The sequence below is a fragment of the Helcobacillus sp. ACRRO genome (genome assembly GCF_022347125.1).
Lineage (GTDB): Bacteria > Actinomycetota > Actinomycetes > Actinomycetales > Dermabacteraceae > Helcobacillus > Helcobacillus massiliensis.
In genome coordinates, this window is record NZ_JAKRNG010000027.1 from 18,177 (window position 1) to 35,034 (window position 16,858).

At 69.3% G+C, this 16,858-nt stretch carries 18 protein-coding genes; 7 read left to right on the top strand and 11 right to left on the bottom strand.

The window, feature by feature from the left end; translation table 11 throughout:
- Nucleotides 1–442: 442 nt before the first annotated feature.
- The 9 genes from MHY20_RS09475 to paaA form a co-directional block, all read right to left on the bottom strand.
- A complete protein-coding gene (locus MHY20_RS09475; RefSeq protein ID WP_183376995.1) occupies nucleotides 443–1,846 on the bottom strand; it encodes an aldehyde dehydrogenase family protein in 1,404 nt (467 codons plus the stop codon).
- Between the two features lie 116 nt (nucleotides 1,847–1,962).
- A complete protein-coding gene (locus MHY20_RS09480) occupies nucleotides 1,963–2,292 on the bottom strand; it encodes a hypothetical protein (RefSeq protein ID WP_239376405.1) in 330 nt (109 codons plus the stop codon).
- Between the two features lie 39 nt (nucleotides 2,293–2,331).
- Nucleotides 2,332–2,793, bottom strand: a complete 462-nt coding sequence (locus MHY20_RS09485; RefSeq protein ID WP_239376407.1) for a hypothetical protein — start codon at nucleotides 2,791–2,793, stop codon at nucleotides 2,332–2,334.
- A gap of 172 nt (nucleotides 2,794–2,965) precedes the next feature.
- Nucleotides 2,966–3,739: an enoyl-CoA hydratase-related protein gene (locus MHY20_RS09490; RefSeq protein ID WP_239376409.1), complete on the bottom strand. Its 774-nt coding sequence runs from the start codon at nucleotides 3,737–3,739 to the stop codon at nucleotides 2,966–2,968.
- A gap of 84 nt (nucleotides 3,740–3,823) precedes the next feature.
- Nucleotides 3,824–5,032 (bottom strand): 1,2-phenylacetyl-CoA epoxidase subunit PaaE, encoded by a 1,209-nt coding sequence (gene paaE, locus MHY20_RS09495; RefSeq protein WP_239376411.1) that lies wholly within the window; start codon nucleotides 5,030–5,032, stop codon nucleotides 3,824–3,826.
- Nucleotides 5,032–5,619: a 1,2-phenylacetyl-CoA epoxidase subunit PaaD gene (paaD, locus tag MHY20_RS09500; RefSeq protein WP_259923983.1), complete on the bottom strand. Its 588-nt coding sequence runs from the start codon at nucleotides 5,617–5,619 to the stop codon at nucleotides 5,032–5,034. The genes paaE and paaD overlap by 1 nt, the downstream gene beginning before the upstream one ends.
- A 9-nt stretch (nucleotides 5,620–5,628) precedes the next feature.
- On the bottom strand, nucleotides 5,629–6,456 hold the full coding sequence (paaC, locus tag MHY20_RS09505; protein ID WP_239376423.1) for a 1,2-phenylacetyl-CoA epoxidase subunit PaaC: 828 nt from the start codon (nucleotides 6,454–6,456) through the stop codon (nucleotides 5,629–5,631).
- A 2-nt stretch (nucleotides 6,457–6,458) separates the two neighbouring features.
- The gene (gene paaB / locus MHY20_RS09510; protein WP_239376425.1) at nucleotides 6,459–6,725 is read right to left on the bottom strand and encodes a 1,2-phenylacetyl-CoA epoxidase subunit PaaB; all 267 of its coding nucleotides are present in this window, start codon (nucleotides 6,723–6,725) and stop codon (nucleotides 6,459–6,461) included.
- Nucleotides 6,726–6,814: 89 nt separating this feature from the next.
- Nucleotides 6,815–7,837 (bottom strand): 1,2-phenylacetyl-CoA epoxidase subunit PaaA, encoded by a 1,023-nt coding sequence (gene paaA, locus MHY20_RS09515; RefSeq protein WP_183376989.1) that lies wholly within the window; start codon nucleotides 7,835–7,837, stop codon nucleotides 6,815–6,817.
- A gap of 259 nt (nucleotides 7,838–8,096) precedes the next feature.
- Here paaA and MHY20_RS09520 point away from each other — a divergent pair, with 259 nt between their 5' ends.
- The 5 genes from MHY20_RS09520 (at nucleotide 8,097) to MHY20_RS09540 (ending at nucleotide 12,360) form a co-directional block, all read left to right on the top strand.
- Nucleotides 8,097–8,570, top strand: a complete 474-nt coding sequence (locus MHY20_RS09520) for a hotdog fold thioesterase (protein WP_239376413.1) — start codon at nucleotides 8,097–8,099, stop codon at nucleotides 8,568–8,570.
- A 113-nt stretch (nucleotides 8,571–8,683) separates the two neighbouring features.
- Nucleotides 8,684–10,039, top strand: coding sequence for a phenylacetate--CoA ligase PaaK (gene paaK, locus MHY20_RS09525; protein ID WP_183376987.1), 1,356 nt, complete (start codon nucleotides 8,684–8,686; stop codon nucleotides 10,037–10,039).
- Between the two features lie 134 nt (nucleotides 10,040–10,173).
- A complete protein-coding gene (locus tag MHY20_RS09530) occupies nucleotides 10,174–10,581 on the top strand; it encodes a metalloregulator ArsR/SmtB family transcription factor (protein WP_183376986.1) in 408 nt (135 codons plus the stop codon).
- A 28-nt stretch (nucleotides 10,582–10,609) separates the two neighbouring features.
- Nucleotides 10,610–11,068 (top strand): low molecular weight phosphatase family protein, encoded by a 459-nt coding sequence (locus MHY20_RS09535; RefSeq protein WP_183376985.1) that lies wholly within the window; start codon nucleotides 10,610–10,612, stop codon nucleotides 11,066–11,068.
- Nucleotides 11,068–12,360, top strand: coding sequence for an arsenic transporter (locus MHY20_RS09540; RefSeq protein WP_183376984.1), 1,293 nt, complete (start codon nucleotides 11,068–11,070; stop codon nucleotides 12,358–12,360). The genes MHY20_RS09535 and MHY20_RS09540 overlap by 1 nt, the downstream gene beginning before the upstream one ends.
- A 25-nt stretch (nucleotides 12,361–12,385) precedes the next feature.
- Here the strand turns inward: MHY20_RS09540 and pdxH are convergent, their stop codons facing one another.
- Nucleotides 12,386–13,099: a pyridoxamine 5'-phosphate oxidase gene (gene pdxH / locus MHY20_RS09545; RefSeq protein ID WP_239376415.1), complete on the bottom strand. Its 714-nt coding sequence runs from the start codon at nucleotides 13,097–13,099 to the stop codon at nucleotides 12,386–12,388.
- Between the two features lie 67 nt (nucleotides 13,100–13,166).
- Between pdxH and MHY20_RS09550 the strand changes: the two genes are divergently transcribed.
- Nucleotides 13,167–13,925 (top strand): class I SAM-dependent methyltransferase, encoded by a 759-nt coding sequence (locus MHY20_RS09550; RefSeq protein ID WP_183376982.1) that lies wholly within the window; start codon nucleotides 13,167–13,169, stop codon nucleotides 13,923–13,925.
- A 31-nt stretch (nucleotides 13,926–13,956) separates the two neighbouring features.
- On the opposite strand, the gene MHY20_RS09555 is transcribed toward MHY20_RS09550, so the two are convergent.
- Complete coding sequence (locus MHY20_RS09555) at nucleotides 13,957–15,402, bottom strand: hypothetical protein (protein ID WP_239376417.1); 1,446 nt, start codon at nucleotides 15,400–15,402, stop codon at nucleotides 13,957–13,959.
- A gap of 203 nt (nucleotides 15,403–15,605) precedes the next feature.
- Here MHY20_RS09555 and MHY20_RS09560 point away from each other — a divergent pair, with 203 nt between their 5' ends.
- Nucleotides 15,606–16,829 (top strand): acetyl-CoA C-acetyltransferase, encoded by a 1,224-nt coding sequence (locus tag MHY20_RS09560; RefSeq protein ID WP_239376419.1) that lies wholly within the window; start codon nucleotides 15,606–15,608, stop codon nucleotides 16,827–16,829.
- Nucleotides 16,830–16,858 lie beyond the last annotated feature (29 nt).

The following is a 16,858-nucleotide window of genomic DNA, read 5'->3' on the forward strand; positions in this document are numbered from 1 at the left end:
CTCGGCCCGTCCGCGGCGGTCTCAGCCCGACCCTGCCCGCCACAGAATTCGACGGATGCTCGTTATTCCCAGCGAATAGCGAACATCCGTCGAACTCTGTTGTGGCGGCCGGCGCCTGGCGGCTGGAGGAGGGGCCAGGCGGCTGGAGGAGGGGCCAGGCGGCTGTCGGTCGGACGCAAGCGGCCGTTGTCCCGGGGCCGTCCGGAGGCAGAGGCCCGGCGGCTGAATCGAGGGTGACTTTTTTGCGTATCGACCGCGGTCATACTGCAAAAAAGTCGCTTTCGATGTCGCCTCGTCGCGCGCCCGATGCCGCCGCCTCGCCGCGCGGGCAGAACGAAAGCGCCTCCTCGGCGGGTGATCCCTGAGGCCCGCGGAGAAGACGCTTCCGTCGATGAGGGGCGGCCACGATGCCCGGTGCCGGGCGGCCCGGCGGCCGCTGGGGTCAGCTGTGGATCACCTGCGGAACGGTGAACGCCTTCAGGCCCTCCACGCCGAACTCCACGCCGTAACCGGACTGCTTGATGCCGCCGAACGGCGCCATCGGGTTGATCGTGCCGTGGGAGTTGATCCACACGGTGCCCGCCTCGATGCGGGCCGCCACCTCAGCGGCCTTCGCGGGGTCCTTCGACCACACGGATGCGCCGAGGCCGACCTCCACACTGTTCGCCTGCTCAATCGCATCGTCCACGTCGCTGTACTTGATGATCGGCAGGGCCGGGCCGAACTGCTCCTCGGTGATGAGGCGCGCGTCGGCAGGCAGGGAGTCGATGAGGGTGAGCGGGTGGAAGAAGCCCTTATCGCCTCCGGCGACCTCGCCTTCGAACAGCACGTTGCCGCCGCGGTTCTTCGCGTCATTCACGAGGTCCGCCACGATCTTCTGCTGCGACTCGTTGGTGAGCGGGCCCAGCACGTTCTTCTCGTCCATGCCGTCACCCATCGGCATCTGCTTCGCGACCTCGACGAGAGCGCCGACGACGTCGTCGTACACGTCCTCGTGGACGTACAGGCGCTTCAGGCAGGCGCAGGTCTGGCCGGTGTTGATGAACGCGCCCCAGAACAGGCCTTCGGCGATCTCCTTGCCGTCTACGTCCGGGAGCACGATGCCGGCGTCATTGCCGCCGAGCTCCAGGGTGAGACGGGCGAGGTTCTGCGACGCGGCCTCGGCGATCTTCTTGCCGGTCTCGGTGGAACCGGTGAAGGTGATCTTCGCGAAACCGGGGTGGGCGGAGATCGCACCGCCGAGAGAACCGGGACCGGTCAGCACGGTCAGCAGGCCCTCCGGCAGGTGCTTGTTGACGAGGTAGGCGGTGGCGAGCACGGACAGCGGCGTGTCACTGGCCGGCTTCATCACGATGGAGTTGCCCATGCGCAGCGCGGGAGCGAACTGCCAGGTGGCGATCATCGCGGGCCAGTTCCACGGGTTGACGCCGCCCACAACGCCGACGGGGCGGTGGTGGACGGTGGCCTTCTTGCCGTCGCCGAGGTCGATCTCCTCGGGCTTCAGCTCGGTGGCGCAGGTGGCGCGCATCCAGCCCACCACGGCGCCCGCTTCGAAGTTCGCTCCCGGGCCGGACAGGGGCTTGCCCTGCTCGCGGCAGATGATCTCGGCGAGGGCGCCGGCGTTCTGCTCGACCTCGTCGGCGGCCTTCATCAGGGCGGCGACGCGCTCCTCATCGGACTTCTTCGCCCATTCCTTCTGCGCGGCGGCGGCCTTCTCGACAGCGGCGTCGAGATCCTTCTCGGTGTGCTGGGCGACGTGCCCGATCAGTTCACCGGTGGCGGGGTTCAGGACTTCGCGGCCGGAATCGGCGGCGACGGCGGCGAGAAGGGACTCGAAGGTCTCCATGGGGTTCTCCTCATTTCGTCATTGAACGGGTGCCCACCATGGTGACAGAGGTCACGTGGTGGCGGGGTGCGTCTGCGTGCACGGGCCTATTGCACGAGCGCGCACATCACGGCTGATCATCGTGCGAGCCGGAGAGCATCGCTGATGTCCAGCGAGACCTGAGCGGCGACGACCTCGATCACCGACCGGTCATGGTGTGGATCTCCGACGAGCTCGGCCATGCCTGCGTAGTGGATCGTTGCACTGCCGTCCAGGGCTGAGACGGTCTGCTCCCACTGTTCGACCTTGTCGGTGTCGCATATGTGGACCAGAGTGATGACGGGTGGGGTGCTTGTGTCTCGAGTAGGCGCGGTCGACTGGCTGCGCAGCGACATCCTGAAACCGCCCACCCCGCCTTCACCTGGGGCGAGAGCGGTGAAGTCTGCCAAAAGCGCGATGCCCGTCATAAACATTGGACGTCTCCTCCGGGGTAGTTGGTGGGCCGATCAGCAGGAGAGCGTCGACGTGTGTCCTTCGGATAGCGCGGCCGGTTGGGCTGAGTTCCTGCTGGAGCGTTCCCCGGTGCTTCTGAATGCACCTTTGTCCTGGACCATGACCATCCAGTAGTAGGTGGTCGGGCATTGAGACCGAACAAAGCGCTGGCACATGGAGTTGCCGGAATTGATCCAGGCCACGTTCTTGATGAGCCAGTTCCTTCGATTCTCGCATTTCTGTGCAGTGGTGATCTTCGCGTAATCATAGGGCAGCCATGCTGTCTGGATCACGGTGTTGGATGCGCTCGTGACCTGTTCGGGGCTCCGTGCTTCGCTCGCAAATGCCGCCGAAGGTGAAGGGGTCAGAAGTGTGGCGAAGAGAAGGGCTGCAGTGAGCCATCCAATCGGACGACGCTGCCGGGCTCGGCGGCCAGTCGTGGCCGGGGTGGCGAGAAGGGACTCGTAGGTCTCCATGGGGTTCTCCTCATTTCGTCATTGAACGGGTGCCCACTATGGTGACAGAGGTCACGTGGCGGCGGGGTGCGTCTGCGTGCACGGGCCTATTGCACGAGCGCGCACATCACGGCCGATCGGCGTGCGCATACAGGGCGCGCGGGGTGCGCCGGCGACCCGGTCGAGCAGGCCGTCACCGACCACCGGTGAAGCGGGGCTGCCGCTTCTGCTGGAACGCGGCGAAGCCCTCCCGATAGTCGTCGGTGTCGCAGAGGTCCGCCTGGGCGCGGTTCTCCAGCTCGAGCACGTCCCAGAACCCGAGGCGCTCATCGCGGATCCGCGCGAGGAGGCGCTTCGAGGCGAGGAAGGCCCCCGTCGGCCCGCTCGCCGCCGCCCGTGCCCGCTCCCGCGTGAAGTCGAGGAGGTCGGCCGACGGGACCGCGCGTGAGAACAGGCCCGCCTGCACGGCGTCGGCGCCGGTGATGAGGTCGCCGGTGATGATGAGGTCCATGGCGCGGTGCGTGCCGAGCCGTTCGACGAGCAGCCAGTGGCCGCCGGAGTCGAGGGTGGCGCCGAGGTTCTTGAACGGTGAGCCGAGCTTCGCATCCTCTGCCGTGTAGACGACGTCGCAGGCGAGCGCGAGGCCGAGCCCCACCCCGAGGCAGGCGCCGTGCACCGCCGCGAACGTGGGGATGGGGAGGTCGGCGAGGGCGCGCATCGCGTCGGTGACGGGGCCGCTGAGGAAGCCGATCACGTCATCCTCCCTGGGGTCCACGCCCGCGATGTCGCGGCCGGCGCAGAATCCCTTGCCTTCTCCGCGCAGGAGGAGCGCGCGGGCCCCGTCGGCCTCCGCCCGGCCGACGGATTCCACCAACTCGTGCAGGGCCTCGGCGTCGACGGCGTTGAGCCTCTGCGGGGCGTCCAGGACGATCTCGGCGAGGCCGTCAGTGCAGGTGGAGTGGATCATCGGCGGGCCTTTCGGGTCAGAGCGCGGGCGCGGGGCGGTGCGGATCGGTGGAGCGGGCGTGGGGTGGGCGCGCGGTGGGGCTGGTCAGGCGTCGTAGTCGACGACGAGCGAATCGGATGTGGGGCGCGACTGGCAGGTGAGGACGTACCCGGCGTCGACGTCGTCCGCTTCGAGCGCGAAGTTCTCCGCCATGTCCACGGTTCCTTCCACGACCTTCGCGCGGCACGTGCCGCACACGCCGCCGGCGCACGCGAACGGCACCTCGGAGCGGGCCCTAAGCGCCGCGTTCAGCACGGTTTCGCGGGAGCCGCGCGGGGTCTTCACCTCACTGGACAGGCCGTCCAGCTGGAAGCGGATCTGGATGTTGTCGCCGGATTCGTCGACCACAACGGGTGGGGCGCCGCGCTGCCCGCCGGAGTTCTCGCCGGTGGTGAACAGCTCGAAGCGGACATCGTCGCTGTTCACGCCGCGGGCGTCGAGCTCGTCGCGGATCAGTTGGACGAGCTCCATCGGCCCGCACAGGAACCATTCGTCCACGATCGACGGTTCCACAATCGTGTCCAGCAGGAGACGGAGCTTGTCCGCGTTGATCCTGCCGGAGTGCAGGGGGGAGACCCGCTGCTCCCGCGACAGCACATGGTGGATCGCGAGCCGCTGCGGGCAGCGGTCCTTGAGGTCCGCGAGCTCGTCCACGAACATCACCTCGCCGGCGGAGCGGTTGGCGTAGATGAGGTCCACGAATGTGCCGTCGATCTGCAGCAGGGAGGTGATGATCGCGATCATCGGGGTGATGCCGGACCCGGCGGCGGCGCACACGAAGCGGGCGCCGCCGGTTCGCTCCACCTCGGCGCGGATCTCCTCGGCGTCGTTGAGGGAGGTGAGGCGGTGCTGCGCGATGAACGCGCCCTGCGGGCTCATCACCTGCATCTGGTCACCGCTTCGGAGGTTGTCATTCGCCCAATTGGAGAAGAGCCCGCCCTGGTCGCGTTTGATCGCGATGGACAGCGACCCGGGGGTGGGCGGCCGGCAGATCGAGTAGGAGCGGCGCACTTCCTCCCCGTCCATGTCCATCCGCAGCGCCACGTACTGTCCGGGTGCGTAGTCGAACTGCCCGGCGAGCTCATCGGGGACGGCGAACGTCACTTCGATGGACTGGTCGGTGAGGGGGCGGACCTCCGCAATGGTCAGCGTGTGGAACTGTGCGCGGCGGCGGGCGGCGCGCACGGGGGCGGCGCCAGTGCCGGTCGAGGCGGGGCCGACGGGTGCGGGGCTGTCGGGGCTGGGAGCGGTCATCAGTGCACCTTGAAGTAGTCGAACGGTTCGTGGCAGTCGGAGCATTGGTACAGCGCTTTGCACGCCGTGGATGCGAAGCGGCTCAGCTCCCGGGTCCGCAGGGACCGGCAGCGCGGGCACGGCACGCTGAGGCTCACCGGGATGGGGCCTTTGGGGCCGACGGGTGCCGACCCCGTCGGCGGGGCGATCCCGTACTCGCGGAGCTTCTCCTTCCCCTCGTCGCTCATCCAGTCGGTGGTCCAGGCGGGGGAGAGGGTGAGCTCCACGCGGGTCCTCTCGAACCCGGCGGTAGTGAGGGCGCGGTGGACGTCGGCGGTGATGGCGTCCATAGCCGGGCACCCGGAGTAGGTGGGGGTGATGGTGACGAGGGCGGTGCCGTCGGCCAGGAGTTCAGCGCGGCGCAGCACCCCCAGGTCCGCGATGCTGAGAACGGGGACTTCGGGATCCATGACGGTGGCAGCGGCGTCCCAGACGGCGGCGTCGCGCGCATCGGCGGGGCGGCGCCCGTCGGCGCGCTGAGCTCCGTCAGCGTGTGGGGCGCCGTCGCTGCGCTGGGCTCCGTCGGCGCGCATGCTCTCCTCACCCATCACGGCTCCTCACCAGGTGGCGCCGGGGTGCTGGCGGGCGAGGGACTGCATCTCGGCGAGCAGGAAGCCGAGCGCCTCGCGGTGTTCGCCGCGTCGGCCGCCCGTGCGGGCCTGCTTCACCTCCGGCACCTCCAGTTCCGCTTCCGCCAGCACCACTTCCAGGCGCTCCATCACGGGAGCGCGCAGTGTGGAGGGGCGCACGGCGATGCCCTCGAGATCGTCATGCAGCGGCTCGTCCTCGAACAGTTCGTCCAGGTACGGCCACACGTCCCGCAGGCCGGCGCGCATCCGTCCGGCCGATTCCTCGGTGCCGATGCCGAGGCGCAGAGTCCACTGCACCGCATGGTCGAGGTGGTAGTCGACCTCCTTCACCGCCTTTGCGGCGATCGCGGCGAGGGTCTCATCGGCCGAGTCCACGAGGCGTGAGTACAGCTCGTAGAAGTAGGCGGACATGATGAGGTTCTTCGCGACCGTGCGGCCGAAGTCGCCGTTGTCCACTTCGACGATCTGCGCGCACCGGAACTCCTCCTCGGTGCGGAAGTACGCGAGGTCGTCCTCGGACCTGTCCCACGCGGTGCCGGCGTAGGTGAGGAGCATGCGGGCATGACCGAGGGTGTCCAGGGCGGTGTTGCCCAGCGCAATGTCCTCTTCGATCTCGGGGGCGCGGGAGATCCACCAGGAGAGGCGCTGCGCAAGGATCAGAGCGTCGTCGCCCAGGCGCAGCGCGTACTCAGCGGTCCGCTCCGGTGCGGTGACGCCGGAGTCCAGCAGCTTCTCGGCGGTGAGGGCGCTGCCGGCGCTGATGATGGTGGCGGAGTCCTGGCCCACGCTGCCCATGCTCACAGGTGCTTCACCCCTTCGCTCTTCGTGTAATAGGTGGCGTGGCGGTACTCCTTGCCCTTGGCGGATTCGAAGAACGCATCCCGACGGTCCGGGTCCGAGGCGGACACCTCCGCTGTGGGCACCACCCACACGGACACGCCCTCGTTGCGGCGCGTGTAGAGGTCGCGGCCGTTGCGCAGCGCCATCTGCGCATCGGGGGCGTGCAGCGACCCGGCGTGCACGTGCGAGAGGCCGCGCGAGGGGCGCACGAACACCTCCCACATCGGCCACTGGTGCCGGCCCGCGGGGGCGCCGCCGGTCGCGCTCTCGGACTGCTGGCCGACGGGTGCCTGCGCTGGTGTGTTCTCGCTGGTCATCGCTGCTCGCTTCCTGCTGGTGCGGTGTCGGTGTCGGCGCGGGCGGCGCGCTCCTGCATCTTCCGGGCGTACTCGGCAGCGGCCTCCCGCACCCATTCGCCGTTCTCGTGGGCGTCGATGCGGTGCTGCAGGCGCTGCTGATTGCACGGCCCGTGGCCTTTGATGACGCCGAAGAACTCGTCCCAGTCGAGCTCGCCGTAGTCGTAGTGGCCGCGCTCCTCATTCCACGCCAGGTCAGGGTCCGGCAGGGTGAGGCCGAGCGCTTCGGCCTGCGGCACGATCATGTCCACGAAGCGCTGGCGCAGTTCGTCGTTGGAGAAGCGCTTGATCTTCCAGTCCATCGACTGCTGCGAGTTCGGCGACTGGTCATCGGGTGGGCCGAACATCTGCAGCGCTGGGCCGTAGAACCGGTTCACGGCGTCCTGCGCCATCTGCTTCTGCTTCGGGGTGCCGTGGCTGAGGGTGTAGAGGATCTCCCATCCCTGCCGCTGGTGGAACGATTCCTCCTTGCAGATGCGCACCATCGACCGGCCGTACGGGCCGTACGACGCGCGGCACAGCGGCACCTGGTTGCAGATCGCGGCGCCGTCCACCAGCCAGCCGATCGCGCCCATGTCCGCCCAGGACCTGGCCGGGTAGTTGAAGATCGAGGAGTACTTCGCGCGGCCGCTCATCAGCTGCTCGAACATCTCATCGCGTGGGGTGCCGAGGGTCTCCGCAGCGGAGTACAGATAGAGCCCGTGACCGGCTTCGTCCTGCACCTTCGCCATCAGGATCGCCTTGCGCTTCAACGAGGGCGCCCGCGTGATCCAGTTGCCCTCCGGCTGCATGCCGATGATCTCCGAGTGGGCGTGCTGGGACATCTGTCGCACGAGGGTGCGGCGGTAGTCCTCCGGCATCCAGTCGGTGGGTTCGATGCGCTGATCGGCGGCGATGAGCGCGTCGAACCGCTCCTGCAGCTGCTCGGCGGTGAGCTCGTCGGCGCTGCTGGCTGCGCGGGGGTCGTGGGTGGTGGTCATGGTGTCCTCCTGGGTGGGTCGGCATCGGCGCCGAATTCCTGACCTGTCGTTCAGTATTGGCGGATTCGCGGACGGGTGTCAACTGGGTCACAGGGAGGGTTCGCGCCGCGTCACAGGAAGGGTTCGTGCCGCGTCACAGGGGGTGATTGACGATGCGTGCACGGGGTCTGCATCTGCGCGCACGCGCCCCGAAACCGCCCCGTGTGACCGTGAGCACATGAAACAGTGCTCGTGCATTACCTGAACACTCATTCAGTAAATGGAAGGGGTCGCCCGGATGACGAACCCGTCGGACCCGCAGGCGCTCGCGGGCCACCACCCCATGCTGGAGAACGACTTCGCCTCCCAATGGATGGGGGTCGAGGTGGTGCGCGCCGACTACGGCGATGCGCTCGTGCGGATGCGCCTGCGCCGCGAGATGCTCAACGGCCACGGCACCGCGCACGGCGGCATGATCTTCGCCTTCGCCGACACCGCCTTCGCCATCGCCTGCAATGACGCCGCCGACCTCGACAGCGTCACCGTCGCCTCCGGCGTGGACATCAACTTCCTGCGCCCCGCCACCGACGGGCAGGTCCTCACCGCCCACGCCGTCGCCCAGCACGAGGGCCGCTCCGGCATCTACGACGTCACCGTCACCGCCCAGGACCCCGGGGCCGACGGGTCCGGCAGCGGCCCCAGCACCGTTGTGGCGCTGTTCCGGGGTCGCTCACGCACCGTCCCCCGACGCTGAGCCCTGACACTCCGGCCCCCGCTGGCCCTCCGACCGAATGATCCGATCCACCGCCCACCCGCAGCCGAAGCACCGACGGACACCGCCGGCCCTTCAACGATGAAAGGCACACCATGACCAACGTGCACACCGCCGCCGAACCCCTCGTCACCACCACCAACGACGGCCTCGACGAACGCGAAACCTGGAGCCGCGACAGGCTCGAGGAGTTCCAGCTGGAGAAGCTGAAGTGGAGCGTCCGCCACGCCTACGAGAACGCCCCGATGTACCGGGAGAAGTTCGATGACGCCGGCGTCCACCCGGACGACATCCGCGAGATGAGTGACCTCGCGAAGTTCCCCTTCACCACCAAGGAGGACCTCCGCCGCGCCTACCCGTTCGGCATGTTCGCCAAGCCGCTCAGCGAGATCCCCCGCATCCACGCCTCCTCCGGCACCACCGGCCGGCCGACGGTCGTCGGCTACACCCACAACGACCTCGACGCGTGGGCGACCGTGGTGGCGCGCTCCATGCGCCTGTCCGGTGTCCGCCCCGGCGATATGGTCCACAACGCCTACGGGTACGGCCTGTTCACCGGCGGACTCGGTGCCCACGCCGGTGCCGAGAAGCTCGGCTGCACCGTCATCCCCATGTCCGGCGGCCAGACCGACCGCCAGGTCCAGGTGATCCGCGACTTCAAGCCCCGCGTCATCTGCTGCACCCCCAGCTACCTGCTGACCGTGATGGATGCGATGCGGGACATGGGCCTCGACCCGGCCGATTCCTCCCTGGAGATCGCCATCCTCGGTGCGGAGCCGTGGACCGAGCCGATGCGCCAGGAGATCGAGAAGGGCCTCGGACTGAAGGCCACCGACATCTACGGCCTGTCGGAGGTGACCGGGCCCGGCGTGTCCGGTGAATCCGTCGACCACCAGCAGGGCTCCACCGTGTGGGAGGACTACTTCTACCCCGAGATCGTCGACCCCGATGACCTCTCCCGCACCATGCCCGACGGGGAGCAGGGCGAGCTGGTGTTCACCACCCTGCAGAAGGAAGCGCTGCCGATCATCCGGTACCGCACCAAGGACCTGTCCGTTCTGCTTCCGGGCGACGCCCGGCCTGCGTTCCGACGGATGCAGAAGATCACCGGCCGCACGGACGACATGATCATCCTGCGGGGCGTGAACCTGTTCCCCACCCAGATCGAGGAGATCGCGGTGGAGATCGAGCACCTCACCCCGCACTTCATCCTCGAGCTGCACCGCAAGGGCCGCATGGACTCCCTGACCGTGAAGATCGAGTCCGTGCCCGGCGTTCCCCAGGAGGACATCACGGGTGCGGCGCAGCTGCTGCGGCGCCTGATCAAGAACCGCATCGGCTCCACGGTGGATGTGGAGACGGTGGAGCCGGGCACGCTGCCGCGTTCGCAGGGCAAGTACAAGCGCGTATACGACTACCGCATGGACGAAGCGGACCTCACCCGCAGTTGATCTGCAGGGATCTGGAGGGTGCGCGGAGCGCGTTAGCGGAGGACTGGGCTCCGAGGTGAGTTGCTCCGCGCACCTGCGCTTCTTGCATCAGCGCAGATTTGTCACATCAATGCCTGCTTATGGATAATAGTGGCATGGTTGACTCACCCGTGCCACAGTTGCAGGACGCTGGGAACGCGCCGCGCGAGCAGGCGCAGCAGCTGCTCCCGGTGATGCGGGCTCTGGCGGACGAGAATCGACTCACGCTCCTGCTGACCCTCGCGGACGGACCTGCGTCCAACAAAGATCTGCAGGACTCCACCGGACTCAGCCAGGCGCTGGTCAGCCACCACATAGCAGCGCTGCGTGACGCCGGCATGATCACCGTCAGCGCCCAGGGGCGCTCCAACGTGTACTCGATCTGCTGCGAACAGCTCGCCACGCCCGTGCATTCGCTGGCGCACCTGGCATCCCTCATCCCTGAGGCGACTGAGGCGTGCTGTCTCACGCCGTCTGACCCCATCGGTACAGACATGCGCAGCAGCGCCGAACCGACTGCGTGAACTGCCGCCATCTCCGAAAGGCCCCTCGATGACGAATACTCCCAGCAGCCCCGCCAGCACCCCCACTCTCCTGTTCATCTGCACCCGCAACGGAGGCAAGTCCCAGATGGCAGCGGCCCTCGCGGCCAAGCACGGCGGTGACACCGTCGAGGTCCACTCCGCCGGCACGAACCCGGGCACCTCGATCAATGAGGAATCGGCCGCTGCGATCGCTGAAGTCGGCGCCGACATGTCCCAGGGGACCCCCACCGCCATCGACCCCGACCTGCTGTGCCGCGCCGACCGCGTCATCGTGCTCGGCAGTGAAGCACAGGTGGAGCCCGTGGACGGCATGCGTGCCGAGATCGACACCTGGATCACCGATGAGCCCAGCGCACGCGGCATCGAGGGGATGGAGCGGATGCGCCTGGTGCGCGATGACATCGACGGACGGGTCCGCGAGCTCCTCGACGGGCTGAAGAGCGAGAAGACAAGGACCGTCCGCTGATGACGCTTGTCGCCCTCGGGATCTTCGCCGCCACCCTCACCCTCGTCATCTGGCAGCCGAAGGGATTCCCCATCGGCTATTCCGCCCTCATCGGCGCGGTTCTTGCTCTCGCCACCACCGTCGTGGGTCTGTCGGACGTCCCCGAAGTCGTCGGGATCGTCTGGAACGCCACCCTCGCGTTCGTCGCGATCGTCCTCATCTCCCTGCTGCTGGACGAAGCCGGGTTCTTCGAATGGGCCGCGCTGCACGTGGCCCGCTGGGGCCGGGGCAGCGGGCGCCTGCTGTTCGTTCTGATCATCGCTCTCGGAGCCGTTGTAGCGGCGGTGTTCGCAAATGATGGCGCCGCGCTCATCCTCACACCGATCGTCATCGGCATTCTCCGCGCCCTGAGGATCGACGGGCGTGCTGCCCTCGGCTACGTCATGGCGACGGGGTTCATCGCCGACACCGGGTCACTGCCGCTGGTCGTCTCGAACCTCGTGAACATCGTCTCGGCCGATTTCTTCGGCATCTCCTTCGCTCGCTACGCCACCGTGATGGTGCCCATCGGCATAGTGTCCGTGCTCGCCTCGCTCGCGGTCCTGCTGCTTTACTTCGGTCGTTCCATCCCGAAGACGTACAGCGTCGAGGCGCTGCCGAACCCGTCGGCCGCCGTGAAGGACCCCCTGACCTTCAGAGCCGGCTGGGGTGTTCTCGCTCTGCTGCTCGTCGGCTACTTCGCCGCGGATCCCCTCGGCATCCCGCTGTCCGTGATCGCTGGGATCGGCACGCTGGTCCTTATTGCGGTGGCGTCGAAGAACAAGGTGGTGCCGGTGTGGGAGTCGATCAAAGGTGCGCCGTGGCAGATCGTGCTGTTCTCCATCGGCATGTACCTGGTGGTCTTCGGCCTGAAGAACCAGGGGCTCACCGACCAGCTCGCGCGTCTGTTCTCGTTCTTCGGCGACCATGGTGTGCTCGTCACCGCTCTCGGCGTGGGGATCGTGGTCGCGTTCCTCGCCTCGGCGATGAACAACATGCCCACGGTGCTGATCGCCGCGCTCGCCATCGCCGGTGCGGGCGCCACCGGGCTCACGCACGAAGCGATGGTGTACGCCAACGTGATCGGCTCGGACCTCGGTCCGAAGATCACCCCGATCGGATCGCTCGCCACGCTGCTGTGGCTGCACGTGCTGGACAAGAAGGGGATCCACATCGGCTGGGGCCGCTACTTCACCACCGGCATCGTGTTGACCCTGCCCGTCCTCGCCGTCACCCTCGCGGCGCTCGCGGGCTGGCTGATGATCGTCGGCTGACTCGGGACCCGGGGGCGGCCTGAGCTCAGGGCGCGAGGCGCGTCACGGTCCATTCGCTGCGGGCGGAGGGGCTGGCCGGGCTGGCGCCGTCGGTGTCAGGGCCGACGGGTTCGAACACGAGGCGGTCATGGAGGCGGTCGCCGCCGCCCTGCCAGAACTCGAAGCGGTGCGCCGTGACGGCGTACCCGCCCCAATGCGGCGGGCGGGGCACGGTGTCCTCGCCGTCGAAGCGGGCGGCGGCCTCCTCGTTGCGGCGGTTCAGCTCCTCGCGGTCGGTGATCGTCTGCGACTGTGGTGACGCCCAGGCGCCGATCTGGGCTCCGCGGGGCCGCACGTCGTGGTAGGCGTCGGATTCGGCGCCGGGCAGCTTCGCGGCGGTGCCTTCGATGCGGATCTGGCGCTGCAGTGGGAACCAGGTGAAGTTGATGGCGACGCGGTCGTTCTCCGCGATTTCGCGGCCCTTGGCGGACTCGTAGTTGGTGAAGAACAGGAACCGGCCGTCCTCGTGGCCCTTCAGCAGCACGGTGCGCGAGTGCGGCTGGCCGGTGGTGCGGTCCGCGGTGGCGACCACCATGGCGTTGGGTTCGGGCAGGTCGTCCTTCTCGTCGCGGCGGGTGATGGCGTCCTGCATCCAGCGGTCGAACAGGGCGTGCGGGTCGCGGCCGGCGTCCGCTTCGGTGAGGGTGCCTTCGTGGTAGTCGATGCGTTCGCGTCGGAGGTCGGGGGCGGATCCGGTCATGGTGGTGCTCCTTCGTCGCAGCGGCTGTTCACGGCCATTATCCCGCCGTTCCCGCTAGCCTGCACTCATGATGAGCGCCGCCGAGGAATGGAATGCCCGCTACAGCGAACGCGACGCCCTGTGGACCGGAAACGTCAACCCCACCCTGGGCGCGGCGGTCACCGCGATCGGCATGCAGCCGGGCCGCGCCCTCGACCTCGGCTGCGGGGAGGGCGGCGACGCCCTCTGGCTCGCCCGCGCCGGGTGGAGAGTCACCGGCGTGGACATCTCGACCGTCGCCGTGGACCGCGCCACCGCCCGCGCCGAGCAGGAGGGCCTGACGGCGGGAGCCGACGGGGCACACCCCGGTGGCAGCGCCCGCTTCCTCGCCCGCGACCTCGAGGCCTGGGAGGGTCCCGCAGGGGAAGGGACCGACGGGTTCGGGGTCGACGGGTTCCGGGCCGACGGCGGCCGCGCCGATGCCGGCGGCTACGGCCTGATCACCGCGAGCTTCTTCCAGTCCTTCGCCGGACTCGACCGTGAGAGCGTGCTGCGCCGCGCCGCGACGTGGCTGGCGCCGGGCGGTGCGCTGGTGATGCTGTCCCACGGCTCGCACCCGTCGTGGAAGGAGAGCGAGCACAAGGCGGGGCACGAGCATGCTGAGGGTGAGCCGCGGTCCTTCCACGAGATCCGCCCCGAACACGAACGCGCGCTCTTCGCGGATCTCATCGCTACCGGCGACTACAGCATCGAGCGCTCCGAGGTGGTGGTGCGGGAGGTGACCGGACCCGACGGTCAGACCGGCACCATCGACGACACCCTCACCGTGCTGCGCCGCCTGCGCTGACGCACGCACTGACCCGTCGCGGGCGGCTGTCCTACGCGTCCGCAGCGCGTGCGGGCTCCGAGCGCCGCGCGGCGTCCAGCTGCGTCAGCGTCGCGACGATCAGCGAGGCGCTCCACGCCAGCGGTGCCACTGCCGCGGGGGTGCCGTCGGACAGCACCTTCTCCGGGATCGCGCCCGCCGCGGTGCGGTGCTCCGCAAGCCACCGCAGCACGGCGCGCGACTCCTTCTCCATCCCGAGGTGTGCGTACGCCTGCGCGAACATCGCCGTCTGCGGGGTCCACGAGATGCCGTCCTTCTTCCACCCGGCGCCGGGCGCAACACCGCCTGCGGGGCGGCGCATCTTCTCGTACGCCGCGAGCGCCGCGTCGATCACCTGCGGGTTGCTGTCCGCCACGTCGCGCGGCAGGTACGGCGGCAGCAGCATGAGCACACCGGCGTCCACGCCGCCCCCGAGGGCGTACCGCTGGTATCCGCGCCGACGGAACCGGGCGAGGAGAGCCGCCGTCGTCCCATCACGACGCTGGGCCAGCATGTCCGCAGTCAGAGGCGCGGAGGATGTCACCGAGCCGCGGGTCAGCACCGGCACTGTCCCTGCGCCGGCGAGGTCGTCGGCGGTGAGGACACCGGCACTGACCAGGCGCGATGCCGCATGCAGACCAGCCGCGGTCATCGCCCCCGTGGCGAGGGTGAGGCGACGCTCGGACACCTCCCAGTAGTCCGGGCTCGGGGGCGGCAGCAGGCTCCGTCGGCCCGTGGCGCGCATCAGCGCCGCAGCCGACCGCGCCAGCGCCGCTCGCAGCTCCCGCGGCGCATCCACCCGGCCGCGGGGCTTCTCGGCGGCGGGCCCGGCGAGCGCGGGCTCATCGGCGAGGAGGTCGGCGGCGGCCCACAGGAACCAGCCGCAGCCGTCGAGCTGCAGCGGCCGGGCATCGGGGGCGCGGTTCGTGCCGGGGATGCAGCGGGCTTCGAACCGGCCGTCGGGCCGCTGCTGGGCCGCGAGGGTCTCCAGCAGGGCGAGCGCCCACGGCCACTGCCCCCGCCCGGTGAGTGCGGCGATGACGTGCGCGGTGTCGCGCGGCCACGTGTACCGCCAGGCCGGCGTCCACGCCGCCACCGGTGACGGCAGCTCCCACGTGAGCGAGTGGATGTCGAGGAGGGCCTGGGTGTCGAGGTCACGGGGGAGGGCCGACGGGGTCCGCAGCACCGGCAGCTGGGTCTGCGCGAGGAACCCCTCCGTGGCGGCGACGAGGTCGTCGGCCCGCTCGGCGGTGCGCATGACGCGGGTGGAGGGGATGAGGTCGTCCATGTCGCGGCGGTGCAGGAGGCGGCGGCCGGTGCCGTCGAACACGACGGCTTCGGAGAGGAGGTCGGAGCGGGCCCAGCGGGATTGGCGGGTCGCGCCGGCGAGGCCGAGCAGACCGAGCGCGGCGGCGGCGCCGGTGCCGACGGAGCGCAGCAGCAGGCGGCGGTTCGGCATGGGCTCCTCCATGGGTGCGGGTCTCCGGTCGGGTCGGGCTGATCGGTGGTGGGCTGGTTCATTGTCCAGGAAACATCGGGCGGGTGCACCCGTCGGACCGCGGATTCGGCTGTTCCGGTGGCGCGCTCGCGGCGGGTGCGCCACAATGGACCCCGGTACATAGAACCGTGAGTACCACATACATGAGAAGGCAGGAGGCACAGGTGCCCACCCCCGTCATCGTCGCCGCCACGCGCACCCCCATCGGCCGCGCCCGCAAGGGCTCCCTGAAGGACCTGCGCCCCGACGACCTCGCCGCGCACATCATCACCGCGGCCCTCGAGAAGGTCCCCGCGCTCGATGTCGCCGACATCGAGGACCTGCAGCTCGGCTGCGCCATCCCCGAAGGCCATCAGGGCGGCAACCTCGCCCGCACCGTCGCCATCCTTGCTGGCCTCGACCACGTCCCCGGCGCTACCGTCACACGCTTCTGCGCCTCCAGCCTCGAGGCCACCCGCAACGCCGCCAACGCCATCACCGCAGGCCAGGCCGAGGTCGTCATCGCCGCCGGCGTCGAATCCCTCTCCATCGGCGCCGGGGCCCGCATCATCGATGAGGACGTCCGCAACCCGATCTTCCGCGACGCGTGGGAGCGCACCGAGAAGCGCGCCCAGAGCGCCCCCGGTGAGATCCCGTGGCGGGACCCGCGCGAGAGCGGCGAGCTGCCCGACCCGTACATCGCGATGGGGCTGACCGCGGAGAACGTCGCCGAGCACTGCGGCATCTCCCGCGCCGACCAGGACGCCTGGGCGGTCATGTCGCAGAACCGCGCCGAACAGGCGCAGAAGTCCGGCTTCTTCGCCCGCGAGATCACCCCCGTCACGCTGTCCGACGGCACCGTCATCGACACGGACGACAGCCCCCGCCACGGCGCCACCCTCGAGGCGACCGGCGCGCTCGAGCCCGTGTTCCGCCCCGGCGGCACCGTCACCGCCGGCAACGCCTGCCCCATCAACGACGGCGCCGCCGCCCTCATCCTCATGAGCGAGGAGAAGGCGCGCGAGCTCGGCCTGAGGCCGCTCGCGCGGGTGGTGACCAGTGCCGTCACCGGCCTCAGTCCCGAGATCATGGGCCTGGGCCCCATCGACTCCACCCGCCGAGCCCTCGACCAGGCCGGCCTCACCATGGAGGACATCGACCTGGTGGAGCTCAACGAAGCGTTCGCCGCGCAGGTCCTCGCCTCCCAGCGCGAACTCGGCATCCCGGACGACAAGCTCAACGTCCACGGCGGCGCCATCGCCCTCGGCCACCCCTGGGGCATGACCGGCGCCCGCCTCATCACCACCCTCATCAACGGCCTCGAGGAGAGGGACGGCCGCTACGGCCTCGCCACTCTCTGCGTGGGCGGCGGCCAGGGCATGGCCGTCATCATCGAAAGGATCCGCTGACATGACCCCTGCCCCCGCCACCCCAGGCC